A 19,635-nucleotide genomic window follows, 5' to 3' on the forward strand; every position below is an offset into this window, starting at 1 on the left:
CAAACCGGAGCGAAGCATGATCGAGATCGACAACGTATCCAAGTCGTACGGCCCGTTCCAGGTGCTGACCGATTGCACGACGACGGTGGGGAAGGGCGAGGTGGTCGTGGTCTGCGGCCCGTCGGGGTCGGGGAAATCGACGCTGATCAAGACCGTCAACGGGCTCGAGCCGTTCCAGCAGGGCACGATCCGCGTCGGCGGCGTGTCGGTCGGCGATCGCCGGACCGACCTGCCGAAGCTGCGCGCGAAGGTCGGCATGGTGTTCCAGCACTTCGAGCTGTTTCCGCACCTGTCGATCGCGGAGAATCTCACGCTTGCGCAGCGCAAGGTGCTCGGCCGCTCCGCTGACGAAGCGGCTGCGAAGGCGCTCGGGCTGCTCGAGCGCGTCGGCCTGCGCGCGCAGGCGGACAAGTATCCGGGGCAGTTGTCGGGCGGGCAGCAGCAGCGCGTCGCGATCGCGCGTGCGCTGTCGATGGACCCGGTCGCGATGCTGTTCGACGAACCGACGTCGGCGCTGGATCCGGAGATGATCAACGAGGTGCTCGACGTGATGGTCGAGCTCGCGCAGGACGGCATGACGATGATGTGCGTGACGCACGAGATGGGCTTCGCGAAGAAGGTCGCGCATCGCGTGATCTTCATGGACCAGGGGCGGATCGTCGAGGACGACGACAAGGACGCGTTCTTCGCGGCGCCGAAATCGGCGCGCGCACGGGATTTCCTGCAGAAGATCCTGCACTGAGCGCGGTGCCGGCGAGGTGGCGACCGTCGCGCGCATCTTCCCGCTCCGGTCAAAACTGTTTTCGCGCCCGGCCTCTTTCTCGACCGGGTGCAGGGCATCGATACTGGCTCCGCACGGCGGCCTTGCGCGTTTCCGCGCGGCAGGGGCCGCCATCGACGGCCTGCGTCACCGCGAACCCGGAGCGCATGCGCCGACCATTCTCGCGAGGCGCCTCCCGAACCGGCGATCTCGCCATCGGAGCGGTACATGAAGGGCATCAAGATATTCGTGACGGGCGCCAGCGGCTACATCGGCGGCTCGGTGGCCGCGCGGCTCGTCTCGGCCGGGCACGTCGTCACCGGCTTGACGCGCGATAGCGACAACGCCGCGACACTCGCGGCGGCCGGCATCATGCCGGTCGTCGGCACGCTCGACGACGCGGCGCTGCTGCATGCGTTCGCGCGCGACGCGGACTGCGTCGTCAACGCGGCGAGCAGCGATCACCGCGAGGCCGTCGAGACGATCATCGCGGCGCTGAGCGGCTCGGGCAAGACGTTCCTGCATACGAGCGGCACCAGCGTGATCGCGGACGACGCACAGGGCGCGCATGGCGATGCCGCCGTGTTCGACGAAACGACGCCCGTCGTCAAACCCGCGAAGGCCGAGCGCCACGCAATCGACCGGCTTGTGATGTCGGCCGCGAACCTCGGCATCCGCTCGGCCGTGATCTGCAACAGCATGATCTACGGCGACGGTCTCGGTATCCGCCGCGACAGCGCACAGCTTCCGCTGCTCGGGGCCATCGCGCGTGACACCGGCGCCGTGCGCGTGATCGGCAAGGGGCTGAACCGCTGGTCGAACGTGCATGTCGCCGATGTCGCCGATCTGTATCTGCGCGCGATCCATGCGGCGTCGCCCGGTGCGTTCTATTTTGCGGAGAACGGCGAAGCGTCGTTCGTCGAAATCGGCCATGCGCTCGGCGAGCGGCTCGGCTTGCCGTCCGTCGTCGAATGGGATATTGCCGATGCGGCGCAGGCGCTCGGTCATTCGCGTGCGCATTTCTCGCTCGCGTCGAACAGCCGCGTGAAGGCGCTGCGTGCGCGGCAGGAACTCGGGTGGGCACCGAAGCACGGCGCAATGCTCGACTGGATCCGCGACGAGATGCCCGTCGCGGCGTGAAGCCGGTGCCCCGACCCGTATGAAGCAAGGCGCGCCCGCCCGGGCGCGTCTGCGTGACCGGCCACCGGCCTCATTCCGGCTTCTTCAGACAATATTCGCCACGCATTGTTGAATCGAAATCAACTGTGATTCGCGTCCGCGCCCGCTTATCAAACCGGCGCGGCGGCACTATCGTGACGGTTCCTGAAACCGCTGACGACTGCCGACCATGAAGACGACCCTCGACGAGATGCTCGCGTTCGTGACCATCGCCGATACCGGTTCGCTGACGGGCGCGGCCGACAAGCTGCATCAGCCGACCTCGGTGATGAGTCGGATCCTGCGGCGCCTCGAGGAGAAGCTCGACACGACGCTGATCCGCCGCACGACGCGCCGCCTCGAAGTGACCGAGGAGGGCAAGCTGTTCCTCGAATACGCGCGCGACATCATCGCGTCGGTCGAATTTGCCGAGGAGCAGATCGTCAGCCAGCGCGAGACGCCGTCCGGGCGCTTGCGGATCAACGCGGCGATGCCGTTCATGCAGCACGTGATCGCGCCGATGATGCCCGGCTTCCGCGAAGCGTATCCGGCGATTGCGGCCGAACTCCACACGAGCGACGAGATCATCGACCTGCTCGAACAGCGCACCGACGTGGCGATCCGGATCGGTGAGCTGCGCGATTCGACGCTGCATGCGCGCCGGCTCGGCAGCAGCCGGCTGCGTATCCTCGCGAGCCCCGCTTATCTGGAGAAAGCCGGCGTGCCGGCGAGCGTCGCCGATCTGGCGAACCATACGCTGCTCGGCTTCGTGCAGCCGGAAACACTGAACCACTGGCCGCTGCGCACGGCCGACGGCGGCGCGTACCGGATTCATCCGGCGCTGCAGGCGTCGAGCGGCGAGACGCTGCTGACGCTCGCGCTCAACGGCGCCGGCATCGTGTGCCTGGCCGACTACATGACGGGCACGCATCGTCGCGACGGCAGCCTGGTCGAAGTGCTCGTCGACGACACCACCGAGTTCCGCCAGCCGATTCACGCGGTGTTCTATCGCAACGCGACGCTGTCGTCGCGCATCGTCAGTTTTCTCGACTATGTGAGCGCGCAGTTGAAGGAAGGCGGCGACATCGACTGAACCGTGCGGTAAGCGACTGGCCATGCAACGCAAAAAGGGCGACGGGTTCGAATGACATCGAACCCGTCGCCCTTTGCATATCGGTCGAACCCGAAACGCGCTTACTGCCCCAGCGCGCTCATCAGCCTGACCTGGCTCAGCATTTCCTCGGTGCGTGCCTGCGCGAGCGAATCCTCGGCCGCGAGCAGCGAGCGCTGCACTTCCAGCGTATCGATGAACGCCGATTCGCCGCTGCGCCACGACCGGTTGATCTGCGTATACGCGCCACGCGCGTTCGATACCGCGCGTTCGAGGCGCTCGGTCCGGCTGTGATCGCGGGCGGTGGCGGCCACCGACGTCTCGACGTCGCTGACGGCGGTCAGCACCGTCGTGCGATACGCAGCGACGGCCTGATCGGCCTGCGCACGGCGCAACGCGACGACACTGCGGCGCCGCCCGCCGTCGAACAGCGGTGCGCTCGCACCGGCGCCGGCCATCCATGCGAGCGAACGCGCGAGCGTCGCACCCGAGAAGCCGTCGATCGCCGCGCCGATCACGCCGATCAGTTGCAGGTGCGGCTTGAGGTCGGCCTCGGCCACGCCGATCCGTGCATAGGCCGCGACGACGCGCGCCTCGGCCGCGCGGATGTCGGGCCGGCGGCGCAGCAGGTCGGCCGGCGTGCCGATGCCCGGCGCGGCGGCCGTCCATACCGGCCCCGGCGCGGGCGGATCGAGCCGCGCATAGACATCCTGCGGCGTCGATGCGGTGATGATCGACAACCGGTGGATCGCGGCCTGCCGCTGCAGTTGCAGCGCGGGCAGCTCGGCCAGCGTCGTTTCCGTTTGCGCGGCGGCGCGGTCGACGTCGGCAACCGGCACGACGCCCGCGTCGAACAGGCGTCGCGTCGATTCCTCGGTGCTGCGCTGGCTCAACGCATTGGCCTCGACCAGTGCGAGCCGCTGTTCGAGCCCGCGCGCCGTCACGTAGGTGCGCACGGTTTCGTCGATCGTCGCGATCCGCACGGCCGCCGCATCGTTCTGCGCGGACGCGATGTCCGCGTCGGCTGCCGACACGCCCTGGCGGATGCGACCGAAGATGTCGATTTCCCAGGCGAGGCTCGCGTTCAGGTCGAACGCATTGCCGGTCGTCGGCGTATCGGTCGGGAACGCCTGCGACGCGGACAGCCGCTGGCGGCCGGCACTCGCGTTCAGGTCGAGCGACGGGAACCACTGCGACGCGGCGCCGATCCGCACCGCGCGCGCCGCGTCGATGCGCGCGACTGCCGCCTGCAGGTCGAGATTGTTCGCGAGCGCCGTGTCGACCAGCCGGTCGAGGATCGGATCGTGAAAGCCGTGCCACCACGCGCCGGTGTCGGCGGCCGGGCCGGTGGCCGCGAGATCCGCGTTCGCATAGGTCGCGGCCAGCGGCGGCGGCGAAACGGTGGCGACCGGCGCGCTCGTGCACGCGGTCAGGAGGGCGGCCGCGGACAGCGCGGCCACGAGTCGAACGAACTTCATTGCACCACCTCTTCGGTGACGGTTGCGACAGCGGTCTTGCGCATCGCGAGCCGGCGAACCATCACATAGAACACGGGCGTAAACAGCAGCCCGAAGAACGTCACGCCGATCATGCCGAAGAACACGGCTGCACCGACGGCCTGGCGCATTTCCGCGCCGGCACCTTCGGAGATCACGAGCGGCAGCACGCCGAGGATGAACGCGAGCGACGTCATCACGATCGGGCGCAGCCGCTGCACGCAGGCTTCGACGACGGCCTCGACGAGTTCGGTGCCGTCGGCCTCCAGCTGCCGCGCGACCTCGACGATCAGGATCGCGTTCTTCGCGGCGAGCCCGACCAGCACGATGAAGCCGATCTGCGTGAGGATGTTCACGTCCTGGCCGAGCGCGCGCACGCCGAGCGACGCGGCGAGCAGGCACATGGGCACGATCAGCAGGATCGACACGGGCAGGCTCCAGCTGCCGTACTGCGCGGCGAGCACCAGATAGACGAGCAGCACGCACAGCGGGAACACGAGCAGCCCCGTGTTGCCGGCCGTGGTCTGCTGATACGACAGGTCGGTCCATTCGAACGAGATGCCGGGCGGCAGCACCTGTTTCGCGAGCGTTTCCATCGTCTTGATCGCAAAGCCCGAGCCGAGGCCCGGTGCCGTATCGCCGTTGATTTCGGTGGCCGGATACAGGTTGTAGCGCGGTGCGCGATCGACGCCGAGCGTGTCGTCGATGCGCGTCACGCTGCCGATCGGCACCATCTCGCCGTCGCGGTTGCGCACCTTCAGCCGTGCGAGATCGGAGGCACCGACGCGGAACGGCAGGTCGGCCTGCGCGGTCACGCGATAGGTGCGCCCGACGATGTTGAAATCGTTGATATAGGTCGAGCCGAAATACGTTTCGACCGCGTCGTTGATCGCCTGGCTCGGCACGCCGAGCATCTCGGCCTTCTCGCGGTCGAGCTCGACGTGCACCTGCGGGCTCGTCGCGGAATAGGACGTATAGACGCCGACCATGCCGGGTGTGCGGTTCGCAGCCGCGACGAGATCCTGTGTCGCCTTCGCGAGCGCGGCGGTGCCGAGCCCGTTGCGGTCTTCGAGCCGCATCGCGAAGCCGCCCGTGCTGCCGAGGCCCTGCACCGGCGGCGGCATCGCCACGACGATCGACGCTTCGGTGATGGTTGCGAGCCGCTTGCGCATCTCGGCGGCAATCGTGTCGATCGTCAGGCCGCGCGCCTTGCGTTCCGGCCAGGGCTGAAACACCGGGAACAGGCCGGCGCTGTTCGCCGAGTTCGTGCCGGTCGCCGCGTTCACGCCGGAGAACACCGGCACACGCGCGACACCGGGGACCGACAGCGCGATGTCCTCGATCTTGCGTGCGACCGCGCTCGTGCGTTCGAGCGTCGCGCCGTCGGGCATCCGCACGAGCACGACGAGGTAGCCGCGATCCTGCGCGGGAATGAAACCCTTCGGGCTCGACACGAGCAGGTAGCCGGTCGCGGCAATCAGCACCACGTACAGCACGCCCATCGCCGGGATGATCCGCACGACCTTCCTGACCAGCCGGCCATATGCATCGGACAGGCGCTGGAACGCGCGGTTGAACGCGTTCGAGAAGCGCCGCGCGATACGCATCGCCGGCGCGAACAGCGCGGCCCTGCGCGATGCCGGCGCGGGCGCATCATGGTCGCCAGCGTGCGCTTTCAGCATCATCGCGGAGAGTGCGGGCGCGAGCGTGACCGACGTGAAGAACGAGATCGCGGTCGACACGGCGATCGTCACGCCGAACTGGCGGAAGAACTGGCCCGAGATGCCCGGAATGAACGAAGTCGGCACGAACACCGCACACAGCACGAGCGTGATCGCGAACAGCGCGCCGCCGACTTCCTTCATCGTCAGCAGCGTCGCATCGCGCGGCCTCGCGCCGGCCGACAGGTGCCGCTCGACGTTCTCGACCACGACGATCGCGTTGTCGACGACGATCCCCACCGCGAGCACGAGGCCGAACAGCGTCAGGTTGTTGATCGAGTAGCCGAGCACGGCCATCGCCGCGAACGTGCCGACGAGCGACACCGGAATCGACAGGATCGGGATGATCGACGGCCGCCAGCCCTGCAGGAACAGCAGCACGACGAACACGACGAGCACGACGGCTTCGTAGATCGTCTTGACGAGTTCGTGGATGCTGTCGCCGATGAACGCGGTCGGGTTGTAGCCGATGTTGTAGACGATGCCCTTCGGGAAATCCTTCGACAGCTCGGCCATCTTCTTCTCGACCGCGTCCATTGTCGCGACCGCATTCGCGCCGGGCTGCTGCAGCACCTGCAGCGCGATCGTCGGGTGGCGCAGCATGTAGCTGTCGGTCGCATACGCGAGCGCGCCGACTTCGACGCGTGCGACATCCTTCAGCCGCACGAGCCGTCCGTCCTTGCCTTGCTTGACGACGATGTCGCTGAAATCCTCGGGGCGCTTGAGCCGCCCTTCGAAGATCAGGTTCGGCTGGAACGCCTGGTTCGTGATCGGCGCCTGCGCGACCACGCCGCCCGCGAGCTGCGTGTTCTGCGAACGCACCGCGGCGATCAGGTCGCCCGGGCTCAGGCCGAACGACGCGACGCGCTCGGGATCGAGCCAGATGCGCATCGAGTATTCGCGCGCGCCGAGCGGATTGATGTCGCCGACGCCTTCGATCCGCTTCAGCACGTCGGCGACGTTGCGGATCGCGTAGTTCGACACGTACAGCGGATCGTAGCGCTGGTCCGGCGAGTACAGGAAGATCGTGCCGAGCTGCGTCGGCGACGACTTGCGCACCGACACGCCGCTGCGCTGCACGGGCTCCGGCAGGCGCGGCGTCGCGAGCGCGACGCGGTTCTGCACGAGCACCTGCGCCTTGTCGACGTCGGTGCCGGGCTTGAACGTCACGGTGATGTTCAGGCTGCCGTCGGACGTCGCCTGGCTGTACATGTACAGCATGTCTTCCACGCCGTTCACTTCCAGTTCGATCGGCGTCGACACCGTTTGCGAGACCGTTTCCGCGGACGCGCCCGGATAGGTTGCCTGGATCACGACGGTTGGCGGCGCGATGTCCGGATACTCGGACACCGCGAGCGAGAAATAGGCCAGCGCACCGGCGATCGTCAGCACGATCGACAGGACGATCGCGAGCACCGGCTGCTGGACGGACAGGCGGCCGAGGTTCATTGGAATTTGCTCCGAGAAACCCCGCCATTGATGGCGGGAAGGAAAGGAGTGCGGTTGACAGGCAGCTTCTTCCACGGGTTAGGATCACCCGCATGATCCTTGTCTACCGCTACCGCGTGAAGTCGCTCAACGGACTGCTCAACAAGCAGAGCCGTGCGGTGAACTACGTCTGGAACTTCTGCAACGACACGCAGAAGCACGCGCTCAAGTGGAGCAAGAAGTGGCCGACCGGATTCGATCTGAACGTGCTGACCACCGGTAGCAGCAAAGAACTCGGCATCCACTCCGGCACGATCAACGCAACGTGCGAGCAATACGCGAAGTCGCGCAGTCGGAACCGTCGGCCCTACCTGCGCTATCGCGGCAGAAAATCGCTTGGCTGGGTGCCACTGAAAGGCCGTGACCTGAAGCGCGAAGGCGATGCGTTTCGCTTCGCCGGCAATACCTTCCGCGTGTTCAACAGCCGACCGCTTCCAGAAGGGAAGATCAAGGACGGAACCAACTTTGCGCAGGATGCACGGGGCAACTGGTTTCTCAACATCGCGATTGAGATGCCCGATGTTCAGGCCCGCCCGATCCGTTCCGGTGTCGGTATCGATCTCGGCCTGAAAGACTTCGCCACACTTTCGACGGGAGAGAAACTGCCAAACGACCAGTTCGGTCGATGCGCGGCCGAAAAGCTGGCCAAAGCGCAGCGAGCGCGAAAGCACAAGCGACATATCGCGAAGTTGCACGCCAAGGTCGCGAATTCCCGTGCCGATTTCCAACACAAGCTCGCGCTCGATCTGGTGCGGCGTTTCGATTACCTCGCGGTCGGCAACGTGTCGGCCGCGAAACTCGCCAGAACCAGGATGGCGAAGAGCGTCTATGACGCATCCTGGTCGTCCTTCCGAAACAAGCTCCGTTACAAGGCGATGGCGCACGGGGCCACGTTTGAGGAAGTCGACGAAAGCGGTTCTACCCAGTCCTGTTCGGCGTGCGGGTCGAAAGACAGCACGACGCGGCCGAAAGGTATCGCGGGACTGAGAATAAGAGAGTGGACCTGTAGTGACTGTGGTGTCGAGCATGATCGAGATACCAACGCTGCTGTGAACATTCTCCGATGCGGACGTGCATCGCCAGGTGTGGGAATCCTCCGCCTTTAGGCGGAGGAGGACGTCAATGCGCGCTCCCGGTCGTGCCGCTGGCCGCGTTGGCCACGGTGGCCGTATTGGCCGTATTGGCCGCATCGATCGCGCGCGGCACGGCCTTGACCTTGTCGCCGGCCTGCACGCGCTGGAAGCCGTCGACGATCACGCGGTCGCCCGCGTTCAGCCCCGCGTCGATTTCGCGCAGGTTGCCGTACAGGCGACCGGGCGTCACCGGGCGGATCGCGACGGCGCCGTTCGCGTCGACGAAGTACAGCACGCGACGCGTCGCATCGGTCGCGACGGCCGCATCCGGCACGAGCAGCGCGTGGTGCGCGACGCGGCTCGACAGATACACGCGGCCGAACTGGCCGGGGCTCAGGCGCCGGTCCGGATTCGCGACGCGCGCACGCTGCCGCAACGTGCCCGTCGAGTCGTCGAGGCGGTTGTCGACGAAATCCATCGTGCCCGTCAGCGACGGCTGCGCATCGCCCGGCAGCGCGATCGCGACCTGTCGCGACGACGCATTGCCGCCGCTTTTCTGCGCTTCGCGGGTGTAGCGCAGGTAGCTTTCCTCATCGACGTCGAAGTAGATGTCGATCGGATCCTGCGACACGATCGTCGTCAGCACGGTCGCGTCGCTGTCGCCGCCTTTCACGAGATTGCCCTCGCTGACGCGCTTGCGGCTGATGCGGCCGGACATCGGCGCGACGATGCGCGTGAACGACAGGTCGAGCTGCGCGCGTTCGACTGCGCCTTGCGCGCTCGTCACCTCGGCCTGCGCGCTTTGCACGGCCTGCCGGCGCTGGTCGTAGAGGCTTTGCGCGATCGTGTCGGTCTTGATCAGGACGCTCGCGCGCTCGAAATCCTGCCGGCTCAGCTTCAGTTGCGACTGCGCGCGTTCGAGCGCGCCTTGCGCGGCCGTCATGGCTGCCTGGTACGGGCGCGGGTCGATGACGAACAGCAGGTCGCCCTTGCGGACGGTCGCGCCGTCCTGGAACGCGACCTTGTCGAGATAGCCGCTCACGCGCGGACGCACGTCGACGGTGTCGACCGCTTCGAAGCGGCCCGTATAGACGTCGACGTCGTTGACGTCGCGCGCGACGGGCGCGCTGACGATCACGCTCGGCGTCGCGGCCGGCGCCTTGTCGTCCGACTGGCAGCCGGACAATGCGAAGAGCGCGGCCAGCGGAACGGCGGCCAGCACGGTCAGCGCGGCCGGTCGCGCGATGCGCTTCAATCCTGGATATCGGTTCATACGTGTGTGCGAAATATCGAGTGAGGCGCGTGGCGCCGGATGGTGCGCAGTATCGTGCGCGGCGCGCGGCGGATAAACGGATGAAGCGGCATAAGAACTTGTACTGCGCAGTCACGAATCGCCGTGTGCGGTGACGGCGTGCGAGCCGGTTTCGCGGAACAGCGCGAAGGAGGGGACATGCAGCGACGACGCGCGGCCCGAATGCCTGTTCAGGCGATTCGGGCCGGCCATGCGGAGGGGCGGGACGAGCGTGTGCGCGTGTCGAGAGGCGTGCTCCCTGGCGCGTCGACGCGACTCAATGACCGCGATAGATCGAGTCGCGGGCGTTGATCATCATCGCGCGGCCGGATTCGACGTTCGTGCGGCCCGCGCTGCCGTAACCGGTGGTGTCGGCGGCCGGTGCGGCGTTCGGTGCTGCCTGTGCGACGGCGTTGTCACGCACACGCTTTTCGGCGGCGAGGATCGCTTCCGGATAGTGGTTGTGGTCCAGGGCCGGGGTGTAGCCGACGGCCGCCAGGCGGGCCATTTCGGCCTTCACTTCGGCACGGGTCAGTTGATGGTCGGCCTGCTGCGCGAACGACAGCGCCGGGGCGGAAAGGATCAGTGCGGCAAGCGTGGAAGAGATCAGCGTTTTCATCGTGGGTACCTATCAGGTTGAGTGAACCGCAACCACGTGATGTCGTTGCGAGTGCAGCCAATATAGGTATCGCGCCGCCCGGGAAAAACGGCTGCCGGGCCAAATAATTTTTGATCTGGAATCACGAATCGGGCATGGATTTGGTCAGCAGCCTTGCTGGCCGGGCGTTCCACCCGAACCGGGTGCCGGGGCCGCCGATCGAAACAGGCATCAAACGGGCCGGTTAGACCTCGTGGGACTCAAGTTTGTCGAATTCCGTCTTGGACAGACTTAACCCGCCTGCCTAGACTGAACTCGCTTTCCCTCACTCCCTGGAGAAAATCATGAGTCTCAAAGACAAGCTGCCCGGTAACAAGATCCTTGGTTTCGGTACGGCCCCGCTCGGCAACATGTTCCGCAACATCCCCGACGCGGAAGCCGCGGCCACCGTCGAAGCGGCATGGCAACACGGTATCCGTTATTTCGATTCGGCCCCGTTCTACGGCGCCGGCCTCGCGGAAATCCGCCTCGGCGACGCGCTGGCGAACCACCCACGTGACGAATACGTGCTGAGCACGAAGGTCGGCCGCGTGATCCTCGACGAAATCGAAGACGTGTCGGCGCGCGATCTCGGCGAAAAGGGCGGCCTGTTCGAACACGGCCGGCCGAACCGCATCGTCAACGACTACACGGCCGACGCGACGCTGCGTTCGATCGAGGACAGCCTGAAGCGCCTGCGCACCGACCGCCTCGACATCGTCTGGGTGCACGACATCGCCCAGGACTTCTACGGCGACGAATGGCTCGCGCAATTCGAAGTGGCGCGCAAGGGCGCATTCCGCGTGCTGAGCAAGCTGCGCGAAGAAGGCGTGATCAAGGCCTGGGGCCTCGGCGTGAACCGCGTGGAGCCGGTCGAACTGGTGCTCGACCTTGCCGAACCGCAACCGGACGGCATGCTGCTGGCCGGCCGCTACACGCTGCTCGATCACGAGCGCGCGCTGCAACGCGTGATGCCGGCGGCGGCCGCGCAGAACGTCGGGATCGTCGTCGGCGGCCCGTACAGCTCGGGCGTGCTCGCAGGCGGCACGCACTTCGAATACCAGAAGGCTTCGCCGGAAATCCTCGCGAAGGTCGAGCGGATCAAGGCGATCGCCACGCGCTACAACGTGCCGATCAAGGCCGCCGCGCTGCAGTTCTCGATGTCGCATCCGGCCACCGTCGCGGTGATTCCGGGCGCGAGCCGTCCGGAGCGGATCGCGGAAGACCAGGCTGCGCTGAACGTGGTGATTCCGGCCGACTTCTGGCGTGAAATGCGTGAACAAGGTCTGATTGCGGCCAATGCGCCGCTGCCGACCGATCGTTAATCCTCAAAGGTGATGACATGGCACAGGCAAATGCAAGCATCGAACTCCCGGCTTCGGCCGAGACCGTCTGGCAACTGATCGGCGGCTTCGGGTCGCTGCCCGACTGGCTGTCGTACATTCCGGCCAGCGAGCTGAGCGAAGGCGGGCGCGTACGGCGTCTCGCGAACCCGGCCGGCGAGGCGATCGTCGAGCGGCTGGTCGCGTTCGACGAAGCGGCGCGCAGCTACACGTACGCGATCCTCGAAGCACCGTTCCCGGTCGTGAACTATCGCTCCACGCTGCGCGTGCGCGAAAACGGCCCGAACGCGTCGACCGTCGAGTGGTCGGGCACGTTCACGCCGCACGGCGCGACCGACGACGACACCGTCAAGCTGTTCCGCGGGATCTACGAAGACGGCCTCGCGGAACTCGCGAAGCGGTTCGCGGCGGCCTGACGGCGGCGCATCGCAGCGTGCGAGCAGGAGCCTGGCGATATCGGGCTCCGTCGGCGCCTTCGCCGGGGTTGACGCCCACGGCGAAGGCGTTGGCATGTTTGCCTGGCTTACTCCATCGAGTCCGGCGCGCCGCCGCCGTCGACATGCAGTTCGTCGATCAGCAGGCGCGCGCCGGGCGAGATCGGCGCGCCCTTGCGCGTGACGAGCTCGTAAGGCTCGCTGCGCGAACCGATCTTGAGCGGCAGGATGCGCGTCATGCCGTGCCGCGCGAAGAATTCGGCGACATCGATCGACACGAGCGCGACGAACGACGGATTGCCCTGCAGCAGCGCGAGCGTCGCGAACGCCGACGTCGTTTCGAGCAGATGGGGCGGAAAGCGGATGTCGGCTTCGAGGAATTCGCGCTCGAGCAGCAGCCGCATCGGCATGTTCGCGCGATACACGACCCACCGGTACTCGGCGAGATCGCGCAGTGCGAGCGTCTTCGCGCTCTTCAGCGGATGGCGCACGTTCGCGACCACCGCGAGCGTCTCGTCCTGCAGCTTCACGCTGTCGTAGAGCTGCGGTGTGCGGCTGATCGTCGTGCGGCAGATCGCGAGGTCGAGCCGGCCCGCGTCGATCTCGCTCAGCAGCGCCTCGCTGGTGTCCTCGACGATCTCGACGGACATCTCCGGATGGCGCGCGACGAGCGTCGAGATCGCGTCGGTCAGCCGCGGCACCGCGCCCATGATCACGCCGACGCTCACGCGCCCGCCGTGCCCGCGCAGGATGCCGACGATTTCCTCGCGCAGGTGCGCGAGGTCGGTATGAATCAGCCGCGCATAGCGGATCACGCAATCGCCGACTTCGGTCGGCTCGAGCCCGCGATTGGTGCGGTTGAACAGCGGCGTGCCGAAGGTCGTCTCGATCTCCTGCAGCGCCTTGCTCGCGCCCGGCTGCGTGAGTGCGACCTGCTGCGCGGCCTTCAGCAGCGAGCCCTGGTCGGCAAGCGCGATCAGCAGGCGCAGCTGCTTCAGGTGGAGGCGGGAAATGATCGAGTGAAGCGGCGGCGTCATGGGTGTGACAAAAAGTTATACCGGTATCACATCCTGTCAATTGCCGCGACGGGCGCGTCTCTTTATGCTGGCGCGTCGAGCCTTGTTTTAAGTATGTTCTTCGGATGTGCGGACCGATGGGTCGCGAGGGCGCGGCGGAACGGGTCGCACGCACTATAACTTTAACTTATTGCCGTGTCGATTGCGGTCACACCGGAACGACACGCGCTGGATGCCTGGAGCGAAGCAGAAATGGATCTGAACATCGAAGGCCGTTGGGCGCTGGTCTGCGCGGCCAGCAAGGGGCTGGGCAAGGGCTGCGCGCAGGCGCTCGTCGCCGAGGGCGTGAACGTCGTGATCACCGCGCGCGGCAGCGACGCACTCGAGGCGACCGCGCGCGAACTGCGCGAGCTCAATCCGGGCGTCACGGTGGTGGCGGTCGCCGGCGACATCACGACGAGCGCGGGCCGCGCGGCGGCACTCGCGGCCGCGCCGCGCATCGACATCCTCGTGAACAACGCCGGCGGCCCGCCGCCGGGCGACTTCCGCGAGTGGACGCGCGACGACTGGATCGCCGCGCTCGACGCGAACATGCTGACGGCCATCGAGCTGATCAAGGCGACCGTCGACGGGATGACCGAGCGTGGCTTCGGGCGCATCGTCAACATCACGTCGAGCGCGGTGAAGGCGCCGATCGACGTGCTCGGGCTGTCGAACGGCGCACGCACGGGCCTGACCGGCTTCGTCGCGGGCATCGCGCGGCAGAAGCGCATCGCGGCACGCAACGTGACGATCAACAACCTGTTGCCGGGGCTGTTCGATACCGACCGCCTGAAGAAGGCGACCGAAGCGTCGGCGCAGGCGGAAGGGACGGACTACGAAGCGACGCGTGAAGCGAAGCGCCGGAACGTGCCGGCCGGGCGTTTCGGTACGGCCGGCGAATTCGGTGCGGTGTGCGCATTCCTGTGCAGCGCGCACGCCGGCTATCTGACGGGGCAGAACGTGCTGCTGGACGGCGGCGCGTATCCGGGCACGTTCTGATTTCCGGCGCGGCTGCAGTCGAATGCCCGGGGCGCATGACGCGCGCCGGGCATTGCTTCATGCGCGTTACTTGATCACGAGCGGATTGACCGGCGCACCGGTGCCGCCCACGATCTTCAGCGGCGCAGCCGTGTACAGGAACTGCCACTGGCCGTCGCGCGCGCAATCTTCCGCGAGCGCGTCGAGCAGCACGACTTCGGTGAACACGACGCCGAGGTTGCGCATCAGCGCGTTGTGCAGCGGGATCATCACGCCCGATGCAGGGTCGACCGTGACCTCGTTGCCCATCGTATCGGTGACGAGGTTCGGAATCTCCATCTCGCGGAACCACTCGACGAGTTCGCGGCTGAACGTGAGCCCCGGCTCGATGTAGTCGCGATAGAACTCGGCCTCGTCACGCTCGTAGAACGACCCGATCCAGCCGGTGCGGATCAGCAGGATGTCGCGCGGCTCGATCGTCACGTTCTGCGCGCGCGCCGCTTCGATCAGGTCGTGGTGATCGAATGTCTCGCCCTTGTCGAGCACGCGCTTGTTGCGATGGCGCGCGATGTCGATCAGCACTGCGCGGCCGACGATGCCGCGCTCGGCGATCGGCAGGATGCTCGCGCGATCGAGGCCGCCGACCGTGCTCAGCGCGTCATAGCCGTTCCACAGCGTATCGTCGTACCACACGTGCCCGAGTGCGTCGCATTGCGTCGAGCCCTGCACGTGCATGAAGATCACGTCGTCCGCGTATTCGACGTTGCCGTCGAAATGCGCCTTGCCCGCGAGAAAGTGGCCCTTGTCGAGCACGTTCATCCGCATCGACGGGCGTCGCCCCGGAAACAACGGCTCGCCCTTCGCGTGGCCGATATCCACCTGCAGCGTGAAGGTGCGGCCCTGGCGCACGGCGCCGATGCCGCGCATCACCTGTTCGGCCTGCAGATAGTTCAGCGCGCCGACTTCATCGTCAGGCCCCCACTTGCCCCAGTTGGTCGGCAGGCCCTCGAGCAGGCGCTTGACGTCCGGGCCGTCGGCCGGTTTCTGCACACACATGTTCGTCTCCATCGTTATGGTCGACGCGAACCCCGGTGGTTTGACGCGCGGGCATTCGAGTCGGACGCGCGCGCCCGGTGTGGCGCGACGCAGGGCCAGTATGAAGATCGCGCCGCGCATCCGGTATTGAGAGCGACTCATAGCGCTATGAAAAGCTGTCATGCGCGAAGTATTGACGCAGGCCGGGCGGTTTTGAAACCATCGTGGTCATTCGTGTCGACGTCGCATTCGTGTCGTCGCCAACGCATTCATACGCATGCCGGAATATCGCGTGCGCAGTCGATTGACCCACACAGGAAACGGAAATGAACATCGCAGGCAACTTGCTGATCGGTCAGCACGCACGGCGCGGCACCAACGGCGTCACGTACGCGATCGACGCGGCGAGCGGCGAACGCATGGAACCGGCCTTCGGCGGCGCGACCGTCGTCGATCTCGACGAAGCGTGCGCGCTGGCCTGGGCGGCCTTCGACGCGTATCGCGAGACGTCGCCGGAAGCGCGCGCGCAGTTTCTCGAAGCGATCGCGGCCAACATCCTCGCGCTCGGCGATGCACTCGTCGAGCGCTGCGTCGCCGAATCGGGCCTGCCGCGGGCGCGCGTCGAAGGCGAGCGCGGCCGCACGGTCGGCCAGTTACGGATGTTTGCCGGCGTGGTGCGCGCGGGCGACTACCTCGAGGTGCGCATCGATCCGGCGCAGCCGGAACGTCTGCCGGCGCCGCGTCCCGACCTGCGTCTGCGCCATATCGGCATCGGCCCGGTCGCGGTATTCGGCGCGAGCAATTTCCCGCTCGCGTTCTCGGTCGCGGGCGGCGATACCGCATCGGCGCTGGCGGCCGGCTGCCCGGTGATCGTGAAGGCGCACTCCGCGCACCCCGGCACGTCGGAACTCGTCGGGATGGCCGTGCAGCAGGCCGTGAAGGATTGCGGGATGCCGGAGGGCACGTTCTCGCTGCTGTTCGGCAGCGGCCGCGAAATCGGCCAGGGGCTCGTGCGCGACCGCCGCGTCAAGGCGGTCGGCTTCACCGGCTCGCGCCACGCGGGCACGGATCTGATCGCGATCGCGAACGCGCGGCCCGAACCGATCCCCGTCTATGCGGAGATGAGCAGCATCAATCCGGTGCTGCTGTTCCCGCATGCGCTGGCCCAGCGCGGCGATGCGATCGCGCAGGCGTTCGTGCAGTCGCTGACGCTCGGCGCCGGGCAGTTCTGCACGAACCCGGGGCTGATCTTCGCAGTGGACGGGCCGGCGCTCGATCGCTTCATCGCGGCGGCCGCGGAGCGGCTCGCGCAGGCGCCGGCCGCGACGATGCTCACGCCCGGCATTCACCAGGCGTTCGAGCGCGCGGTCGCCGCGTTCGCGCAGCATCCGCAGGTGCAGACCGTCGCACGCGCGAATGCGCCGACCGGCGCGAACCAGGGGCAGGGTGCACTGTTTTCGACGAGCGCCGATGCGTTCCGTGAAACGAAGGCGCTGCACGAGGAGATTTTCGGTGCGGCGTCGCTGATCGTCCGCTGTCCGGACCTGAAGACGATGCACGCGCTGATCGAGTCGCTGGAGGGGCAGCTGACGACGGCGATCCAGATCGACGAAGCCGATTATGCGGACGTGCGGACGTTCATGCCGGCGCTGGAGCGGCGCGCGGGCCGCGTGCTGGTCAACGGCTTCGGTACTGGCGTCGAAGTCGCGCATGCGATGGTGCACGGCGGTCCGTATCCGTCGACGGCGGACGGCCGTTCGACGTCGGTCGGCAGTCTCGCGATCCGCCGTTTCCTGCGCCCGGTCAGCTATCAGGACATGCCGGATGCGCTGCTGCCCGAAGCGCTGCGTACGAGCAATCCGTGGGCGCTCAACCGCCTGCTCGACGGGACGGTGACGCTCGCGAAGTAACAAGCGAGCGTCATGCAAGCGGGGCGCCAGGCGCCCCGCATTTCAAGGGCTTACTTGCCGACCGCCGCGACGACCTCCTCGCCGGTCAGGATCTCGCGGAAGATGCCGACCAGCGGCCGCAGGTTGACCTTGTGCCACGCGGCCCACAGCGGCGTGCGGTAGCTGAACCACGGCAGTTCGCGCAGCACGACGCCTTCCGGCACCTGGTGCCGCAGGCTCTGCTGGATCATCGTCACGCCGAGCCCGGCGGCAACGAGGCCGAGCGCCGCGAGCGGCTCGGACGCTTCCACCGGAATGTTCGGCGAGAAACCTGCCTTCGCGCAGGCCGCGACGAACGCGCCGTGACGCGGCGCGCTTTCCTGCTGCGTGACGCCGATCCATGCCTGTGCGGCGAGATCGTCGGCGACGAGCGTCTTCTTCTTCGCGAGCGGGTGCCCGTCGGGCATCGCGAGCAGCATCGGATCGTTCAGCACCATCATCGAATCGAGTTCCGGATCGTCCGGCGCGGGCGGCTCGGTGACGAGTGCAATGTCGAGGCTGCGCTCGCGCAAGCCTTCGAGCTGCGCGGCGGATTGATAGTTGTACAGTGCGATGTGCACGGACGAGCGCTCGGCGCGCAGCGTCTTCAGCGCGCGCGGCAGCACGCCCGAGTGCGTGGCCGTTTCGAGGTAGCCGATGCACAGGCCGCCTTCGTCGCCGCGGCCAAGCCGGCGCGCGAGCGATTCGAGCCGGTTCGCATGGCGCAGGAAGGCGTGCGTTTCGCTGAGGAACGTGCGCCCGTCACGCGTCAGACGAATGCGCTGTTGGCTGCGTTCGAACAGCGTCAGGCCGAGCTTTTCCTCGAGTTGCGCGATCTGGCGGCTGAGCGGCGATTGCGAGATGTGCAGGCGTTCGGCCGCGCGGCCGACGTGTTCCTCTTCCGCAACCGCGATGAAATACTGAAGCTGGCGGATGTCGAGCATATAAGACCTTACGAGACTCAAGTTTGACGAATTATGTCTTGGACAGACTTATTCGTGCAACCTAGACTGGGTTCACTTTCCTGTCAAACCCGGAGAAACACATGAGTCTCAAAGACACGCTGCCGGCCGACAACCGGCTCGGTTTCGGCGCGGCGCCGCTCGGCAACATGTTCCGCGACATTCCCCATGAAGAAGCGATCGCGACGGTCGAAGCCGCGTGGGCGCGCGGCATCCGCTACTTCGACACCGCGCCGTCGTACGGCGCGGGCCTGGCCGAATCGCGCCTCGGCGACGCGCTCGCCGGCCATCGCCGCGACGACTACTTCATCAGCACGAAGGTCGGCCGGATCGTGCTCGACGAGATGGAAGACGCGAAGACACGCGACTATGGCGAAAAGAGCGGCATCTTCGCGCACGGCCGTGCGAACCGGCTGGTGAGCGACTACTCGGCCGACGCGACGCTGCGCTCGATCGAGGACAGCCTGAAGCGCCTGCGCACCGATCGTCTCGACATCGTCTGGGTGCACGACATCGCGCAGGACATCTACGGCGACGAATGGCTCGCGCAGTTCGAGGTTGCGCGCAAGGGCGCGTTCCGCGTGTTGAGCAAGCTGCGCGAAGAAGGCGTGATCGGCGCATGGGGCCTTGGCGTGAACCGCGTCGAGCCGATCGAGCTGGTGCTCGACCTCGCCGAACCGCAACCGGACGGCATGCTGCTGGCCGGCCGCTATACGCTGCTCGATCACGAGCGCGCGCTGCAACGCGTGATGCCGGCCGCTGCGGCACGCAACGTCGGGATCGTCGTCGGCGGCCCGTACAGCTCGGGCGTGCTCGTTGGCGGCGCACACTTCGAATATCAGAAGGCGCCGCCCGAGATCGTCGCGAAGGTCGAGCGCATCCGCGCGATCGCGGTGCGCTACGACGTGCCGGTCAAGGCCGCCGCGCTGCAGTTCGTGCTCGCGCATCCGGCGACGGCCGCGGTGATTCCGGGCGCGAGCCGTCCGGAACGGATCGCGGAAGATTCGGCGGCATTGACGTTCGATATTCCGGCCGATTTCTGGCGCGAGATGCGCGAGCAGCGGCTCGTCGCGGCCGATGCGCCGTTGCCGATCGATCGTTGAGCGGCTGAACGCGGGGTGCACACCGCTGCCGATGTGACGAGGCCCGCTTGCGCGGGCCT

16 protein-coding genes are annotated in these 19,635 nt (G+C 66.9%); 9 read left to right on the plus strand and 7 right to left on the minus strand.

Annotated elements, in window-relative coordinates; translation table 11 throughout:
- The first annotated feature begins 16 nt into the window (after positions 1–16).
- The 3 genes from QZM67_RS07280 (at position 17) to QZM67_RS07290 (ending at position 3,011) form a co-directional block, all read left to right on the plus strand.
- Positions 17–742: an amino acid ABC transporter ATP-binding protein gene (locus QZM67_RS07280; RefSeq protein WP_301801527.1), complete on the plus strand. Its 726-nt coding sequence runs from the start codon at positions 17–19 to the stop codon at positions 740–742.
- Positions 743–988: 246 nt separating this feature from the next.
- Positions 989–1,900: an NAD-dependent epimerase/dehydratase family protein gene (locus QZM67_RS07285; RefSeq protein ID WP_301801528.1), complete on the plus strand. Its 912-nt coding sequence runs from the start codon at positions 989–991 to the stop codon at positions 1,898–1,900.
- Between the two features lie 208 nt (positions 1,901–2,108).
- Complete coding sequence (locus tag QZM67_RS07290; RefSeq protein WP_175020804.1) at positions 2,109–3,011, plus strand: LysR substrate-binding domain-containing protein; 903 nt, start codon at positions 2,109–2,111, stop codon at positions 3,009–3,011.
- A gap of 101 nt (positions 3,012–3,112) precedes the next feature.
- Here QZM67_RS07290 and QZM67_RS07295 read toward each other — a convergent pair whose 3' ends face one another.
- On the minus strand, positions 3,113–4,507 hold the full coding sequence (locus tag QZM67_RS07295; RefSeq protein WP_301801529.1) for an efflux transporter outer membrane subunit: 1,395 nt from the start codon (positions 4,505–4,507) through the stop codon (positions 3,113–3,115).
- Complete coding sequence (locus QZM67_RS07300) at positions 4,504–7,695, minus strand: efflux RND transporter permease subunit (protein ID WP_301801530.1); 3,192 nt, start codon at positions 7,693–7,695, stop codon at positions 4,504–4,506. Before QZM67_RS07300 ends, QZM67_RS07295 begins: the two co-directional genes overlap by 4 nt.
- A gap of 92 nt (positions 7,696–7,787) precedes the next feature.
- Here QZM67_RS07300 and QZM67_RS07305 point away from each other — a divergent pair, with 92 nt between their 5' ends.
- The gene (locus tag QZM67_RS07305) at positions 7,788–8,840 is read left to right on the plus strand and encodes a transposase (RefSeq protein ID WP_301801531.1); all 1,053 of its coding nucleotides are present in this window, start codon (positions 7,788–7,790) and stop codon (positions 8,838–8,840) included.
- A gap of 13 nt (positions 8,841–8,853) precedes the next feature.
- Here the strand turns inward: QZM67_RS07305 and QZM67_RS07310 are convergent, their stop codons facing one another.
- Both QZM67_RS07310 and QZM67_RS07315 read right to left on the minus strand, forming a co-directional pair.
- Complete coding sequence (locus QZM67_RS07310) at positions 8,854–10,080, minus strand: efflux RND transporter periplasmic adaptor subunit (RefSeq protein ID WP_301801532.1); 1,227 nt, start codon at positions 10,078–10,080, stop codon at positions 8,854–8,856.
- Between the two features lie 295 nt (positions 10,081–10,375).
- Complete coding sequence (locus QZM67_RS07315) at positions 10,376–10,717, minus strand: DUF4148 domain-containing protein (RefSeq protein ID WP_301801533.1); 342 nt, start codon at positions 10,715–10,717, stop codon at positions 10,376–10,378.
- 323 nt (positions 10,718–11,040) lie between these two features.
- Between QZM67_RS07315 and QZM67_RS07320 the strand changes: the two genes are divergently transcribed.
- Both QZM67_RS07320 and QZM67_RS07325 read left to right on the plus strand, forming a co-directional pair.
- Complete coding sequence (locus QZM67_RS07320; RefSeq protein ID WP_175020799.1) at positions 11,041–12,060, plus strand: aldo/keto reductase; 1,020 nt, start codon at positions 11,041–11,043, stop codon at positions 12,058–12,060.
- Positions 12,061–12,077: 17 nt separating this feature from the next.
- Positions 12,078–12,494, plus strand: a complete 417-nt coding sequence (locus tag QZM67_RS07325; protein WP_175020798.1) for an SRPBCC family protein — start codon at positions 12,078–12,080, stop codon at positions 12,492–12,494.
- Positions 12,495–12,601: 107 nt separating this feature from the next.
- Here the strand turns inward: QZM67_RS07325 and QZM67_RS07330 are convergent, their stop codons facing one another.
- Positions 12,602–13,549: a LysR family transcriptional regulator gene (locus QZM67_RS07330; protein ID WP_301801534.1), complete on the minus strand. Its 948-nt coding sequence runs from the start codon at positions 13,547–13,549 to the stop codon at positions 12,602–12,604.
- Between the two features lie 231 nt (positions 13,550–13,780).
- On the opposite strand from QZM67_RS07330, the gene QZM67_RS07335 reads away from it, so the two are divergent.
- On the plus strand, positions 13,781–14,569 hold the full coding sequence (locus QZM67_RS07335) for an SDR family oxidoreductase (protein WP_301801535.1): 789 nt from the start codon (positions 13,781–13,783) through the stop codon (positions 14,567–14,569).
- A 66-nt stretch (positions 14,570–14,635) separates the two neighbouring features.
- On the opposite strand, the gene QZM67_RS07340 is transcribed toward QZM67_RS07335, so the two are convergent.
- Positions 14,636–15,604, minus strand: coding sequence for a cyclase family protein (locus QZM67_RS07340; protein ID WP_175020795.1), 969 nt, complete (start codon positions 15,602–15,604; stop codon positions 14,636–14,638).
- Between the two features lie 305 nt (positions 15,605–15,909).
- Here QZM67_RS07340 and QZM67_RS07345 point away from each other — a divergent pair, with 305 nt between their 5' ends.
- Positions 15,910–17,493: an aldehyde dehydrogenase (NADP(+)) gene (locus QZM67_RS07345; RefSeq protein ID WP_175020794.1), complete on the plus strand. Its 1,584-nt coding sequence runs from the start codon at positions 15,910–15,912 to the stop codon at positions 17,491–17,493.
- 50 nt (positions 17,494–17,543) lie between these two features.
- On the opposite strand, the gene QZM67_RS07350 is transcribed toward QZM67_RS07345, so the two are convergent.
- Positions 17,544–18,455, minus strand: a complete 912-nt coding sequence (locus tag QZM67_RS07350; RefSeq protein WP_175020793.1) for a LysR family transcriptional regulator — start codon at positions 18,453–18,455, stop codon at positions 17,544–17,546.
- Between the two features lie 101 nt (positions 18,456–18,556).
- Here QZM67_RS07350 and QZM67_RS07355 point away from each other — a divergent pair, with 101 nt between their 5' ends.
- A complete protein-coding gene (locus QZM67_RS07355) occupies positions 18,557–19,576 on the plus strand; it encodes an aldo/keto reductase (RefSeq protein WP_175020792.1) in 1,020 nt (339 codons plus the stop codon).
- Positions 19,577–19,635 lie beyond the last annotated feature (59 nt).

This window comes from Burkholderia sp. AU45251 (assembly GCF_030482905.1).
In the GTDB taxonomy this organism is placed as follows: domain Bacteria; phylum Pseudomonadota; class Gammaproteobacteria; order Burkholderiales; family Burkholderiaceae; genus Burkholderia; species Burkholderia aenigmatica.

What these genes read in the sequence shown, in the direction of transcription:
- QZM67_RS07280 (WP_301801527.1), top strand. Translation starts at nt 17, where the DNA reads ATGATCGAGATCGACAACGTATCCAAGTCGTACGGCCCGTTCCAGGTG.
- QZM67_RS07285 (WP_301801528.1), top strand. Translation starts at nt 989, where the DNA reads ATGAAGGGCATCAAGATATTCGTGACGGGCGCCAGCGGCTACATCGGC.
- QZM67_RS07290 (WP_175020804.1), top strand. Translation starts at nt 2,109, where the DNA reads ATGAAGACGACCCTCGACGAGATGCTCGCGTTCGTGACCATCGCCGAT.
- QZM67_RS07295 (WP_301801529.1), bottom strand. Translation starts at nt 4,507, where the DNA reads ATGAAGTTCGTTCGACTCGTGGCCGCGCTGTCCGCGGCCGCCCTCCTG.
- QZM67_RS07300 (WP_301801530.1), bottom strand. Translation starts at nt 7,695, where the DNA reads ATGAACCTCGGCCGCCTGTCCGTCCAGCAGCCGGTGCTCGCGATCGTC.
- QZM67_RS07305 (WP_301801531.1), top strand. Translation starts at nt 7,788, where the DNA reads ATGATCCTTGTCTACCGCTACCGCGTGAAGTCGCTCAACGGACTGCTC.
- QZM67_RS07310 (WP_301801532.1), bottom strand. Translation starts at nt 10,080, where the DNA reads ATGAACCGATATCCAGGATTGAAGCGCATCGCGCGACCGGCCGCGCTG.
- QZM67_RS07315 (WP_301801533.1), bottom strand. Translation starts at nt 10,717, where the DNA reads ATGAAAACGCTGATCTCTTCCACGCTTGCCGCACTGATCCTTTCCGCC.
- QZM67_RS07320 (WP_175020799.1), top strand. Translation starts at nt 11,041, where the DNA reads ATGAGTCTCAAAGACAAGCTGCCCGGTAACAAGATCCTTGGTTTCGGT.
- QZM67_RS07325 (WP_175020798.1), top strand. Translation starts at nt 12,078, where the DNA reads ATGGCACAGGCAAATGCAAGCATCGAACTCCCGGCTTCGGCCGAGACC.
- QZM67_RS07330 (WP_301801534.1), bottom strand. Translation starts at nt 13,549, where the DNA reads ATGACGCCGCCGCTTCACTCGATCATTTCCCGCCTCCACCTGAAGCAG.
- QZM67_RS07335 (WP_301801535.1), top strand. Translation starts at nt 13,781, where the DNA reads ATGGATCTGAACATCGAAGGCCGTTGGGCGCTGGTCTGCGCGGCCAGC.
- QZM67_RS07340 (WP_175020795.1), bottom strand. Translation starts at nt 15,604, where the DNA reads ATGTGTGTGCAGAAACCGGCCGACGGCCCGGACGTCAAGCGCCTGCTC.
- QZM67_RS07345 (WP_175020794.1), top strand. Translation starts at nt 15,910, where the DNA reads ATGAACATCGCAGGCAACTTGCTGATCGGTCAGCACGCACGGCGCGGC.
- QZM67_RS07350 (WP_175020793.1), bottom strand. Translation starts at nt 18,455, where the DNA reads ATGCTCGACATCCGCCAGCTTCAGTATTTCATCGCGGTTGCGGAAGAG.
- QZM67_RS07355 (WP_175020792.1), top strand. Translation starts at nt 18,557, where the DNA reads ATGAGTCTCAAAGACACGCTGCCGGCCGACAACCGGCTCGGTTTCGGC.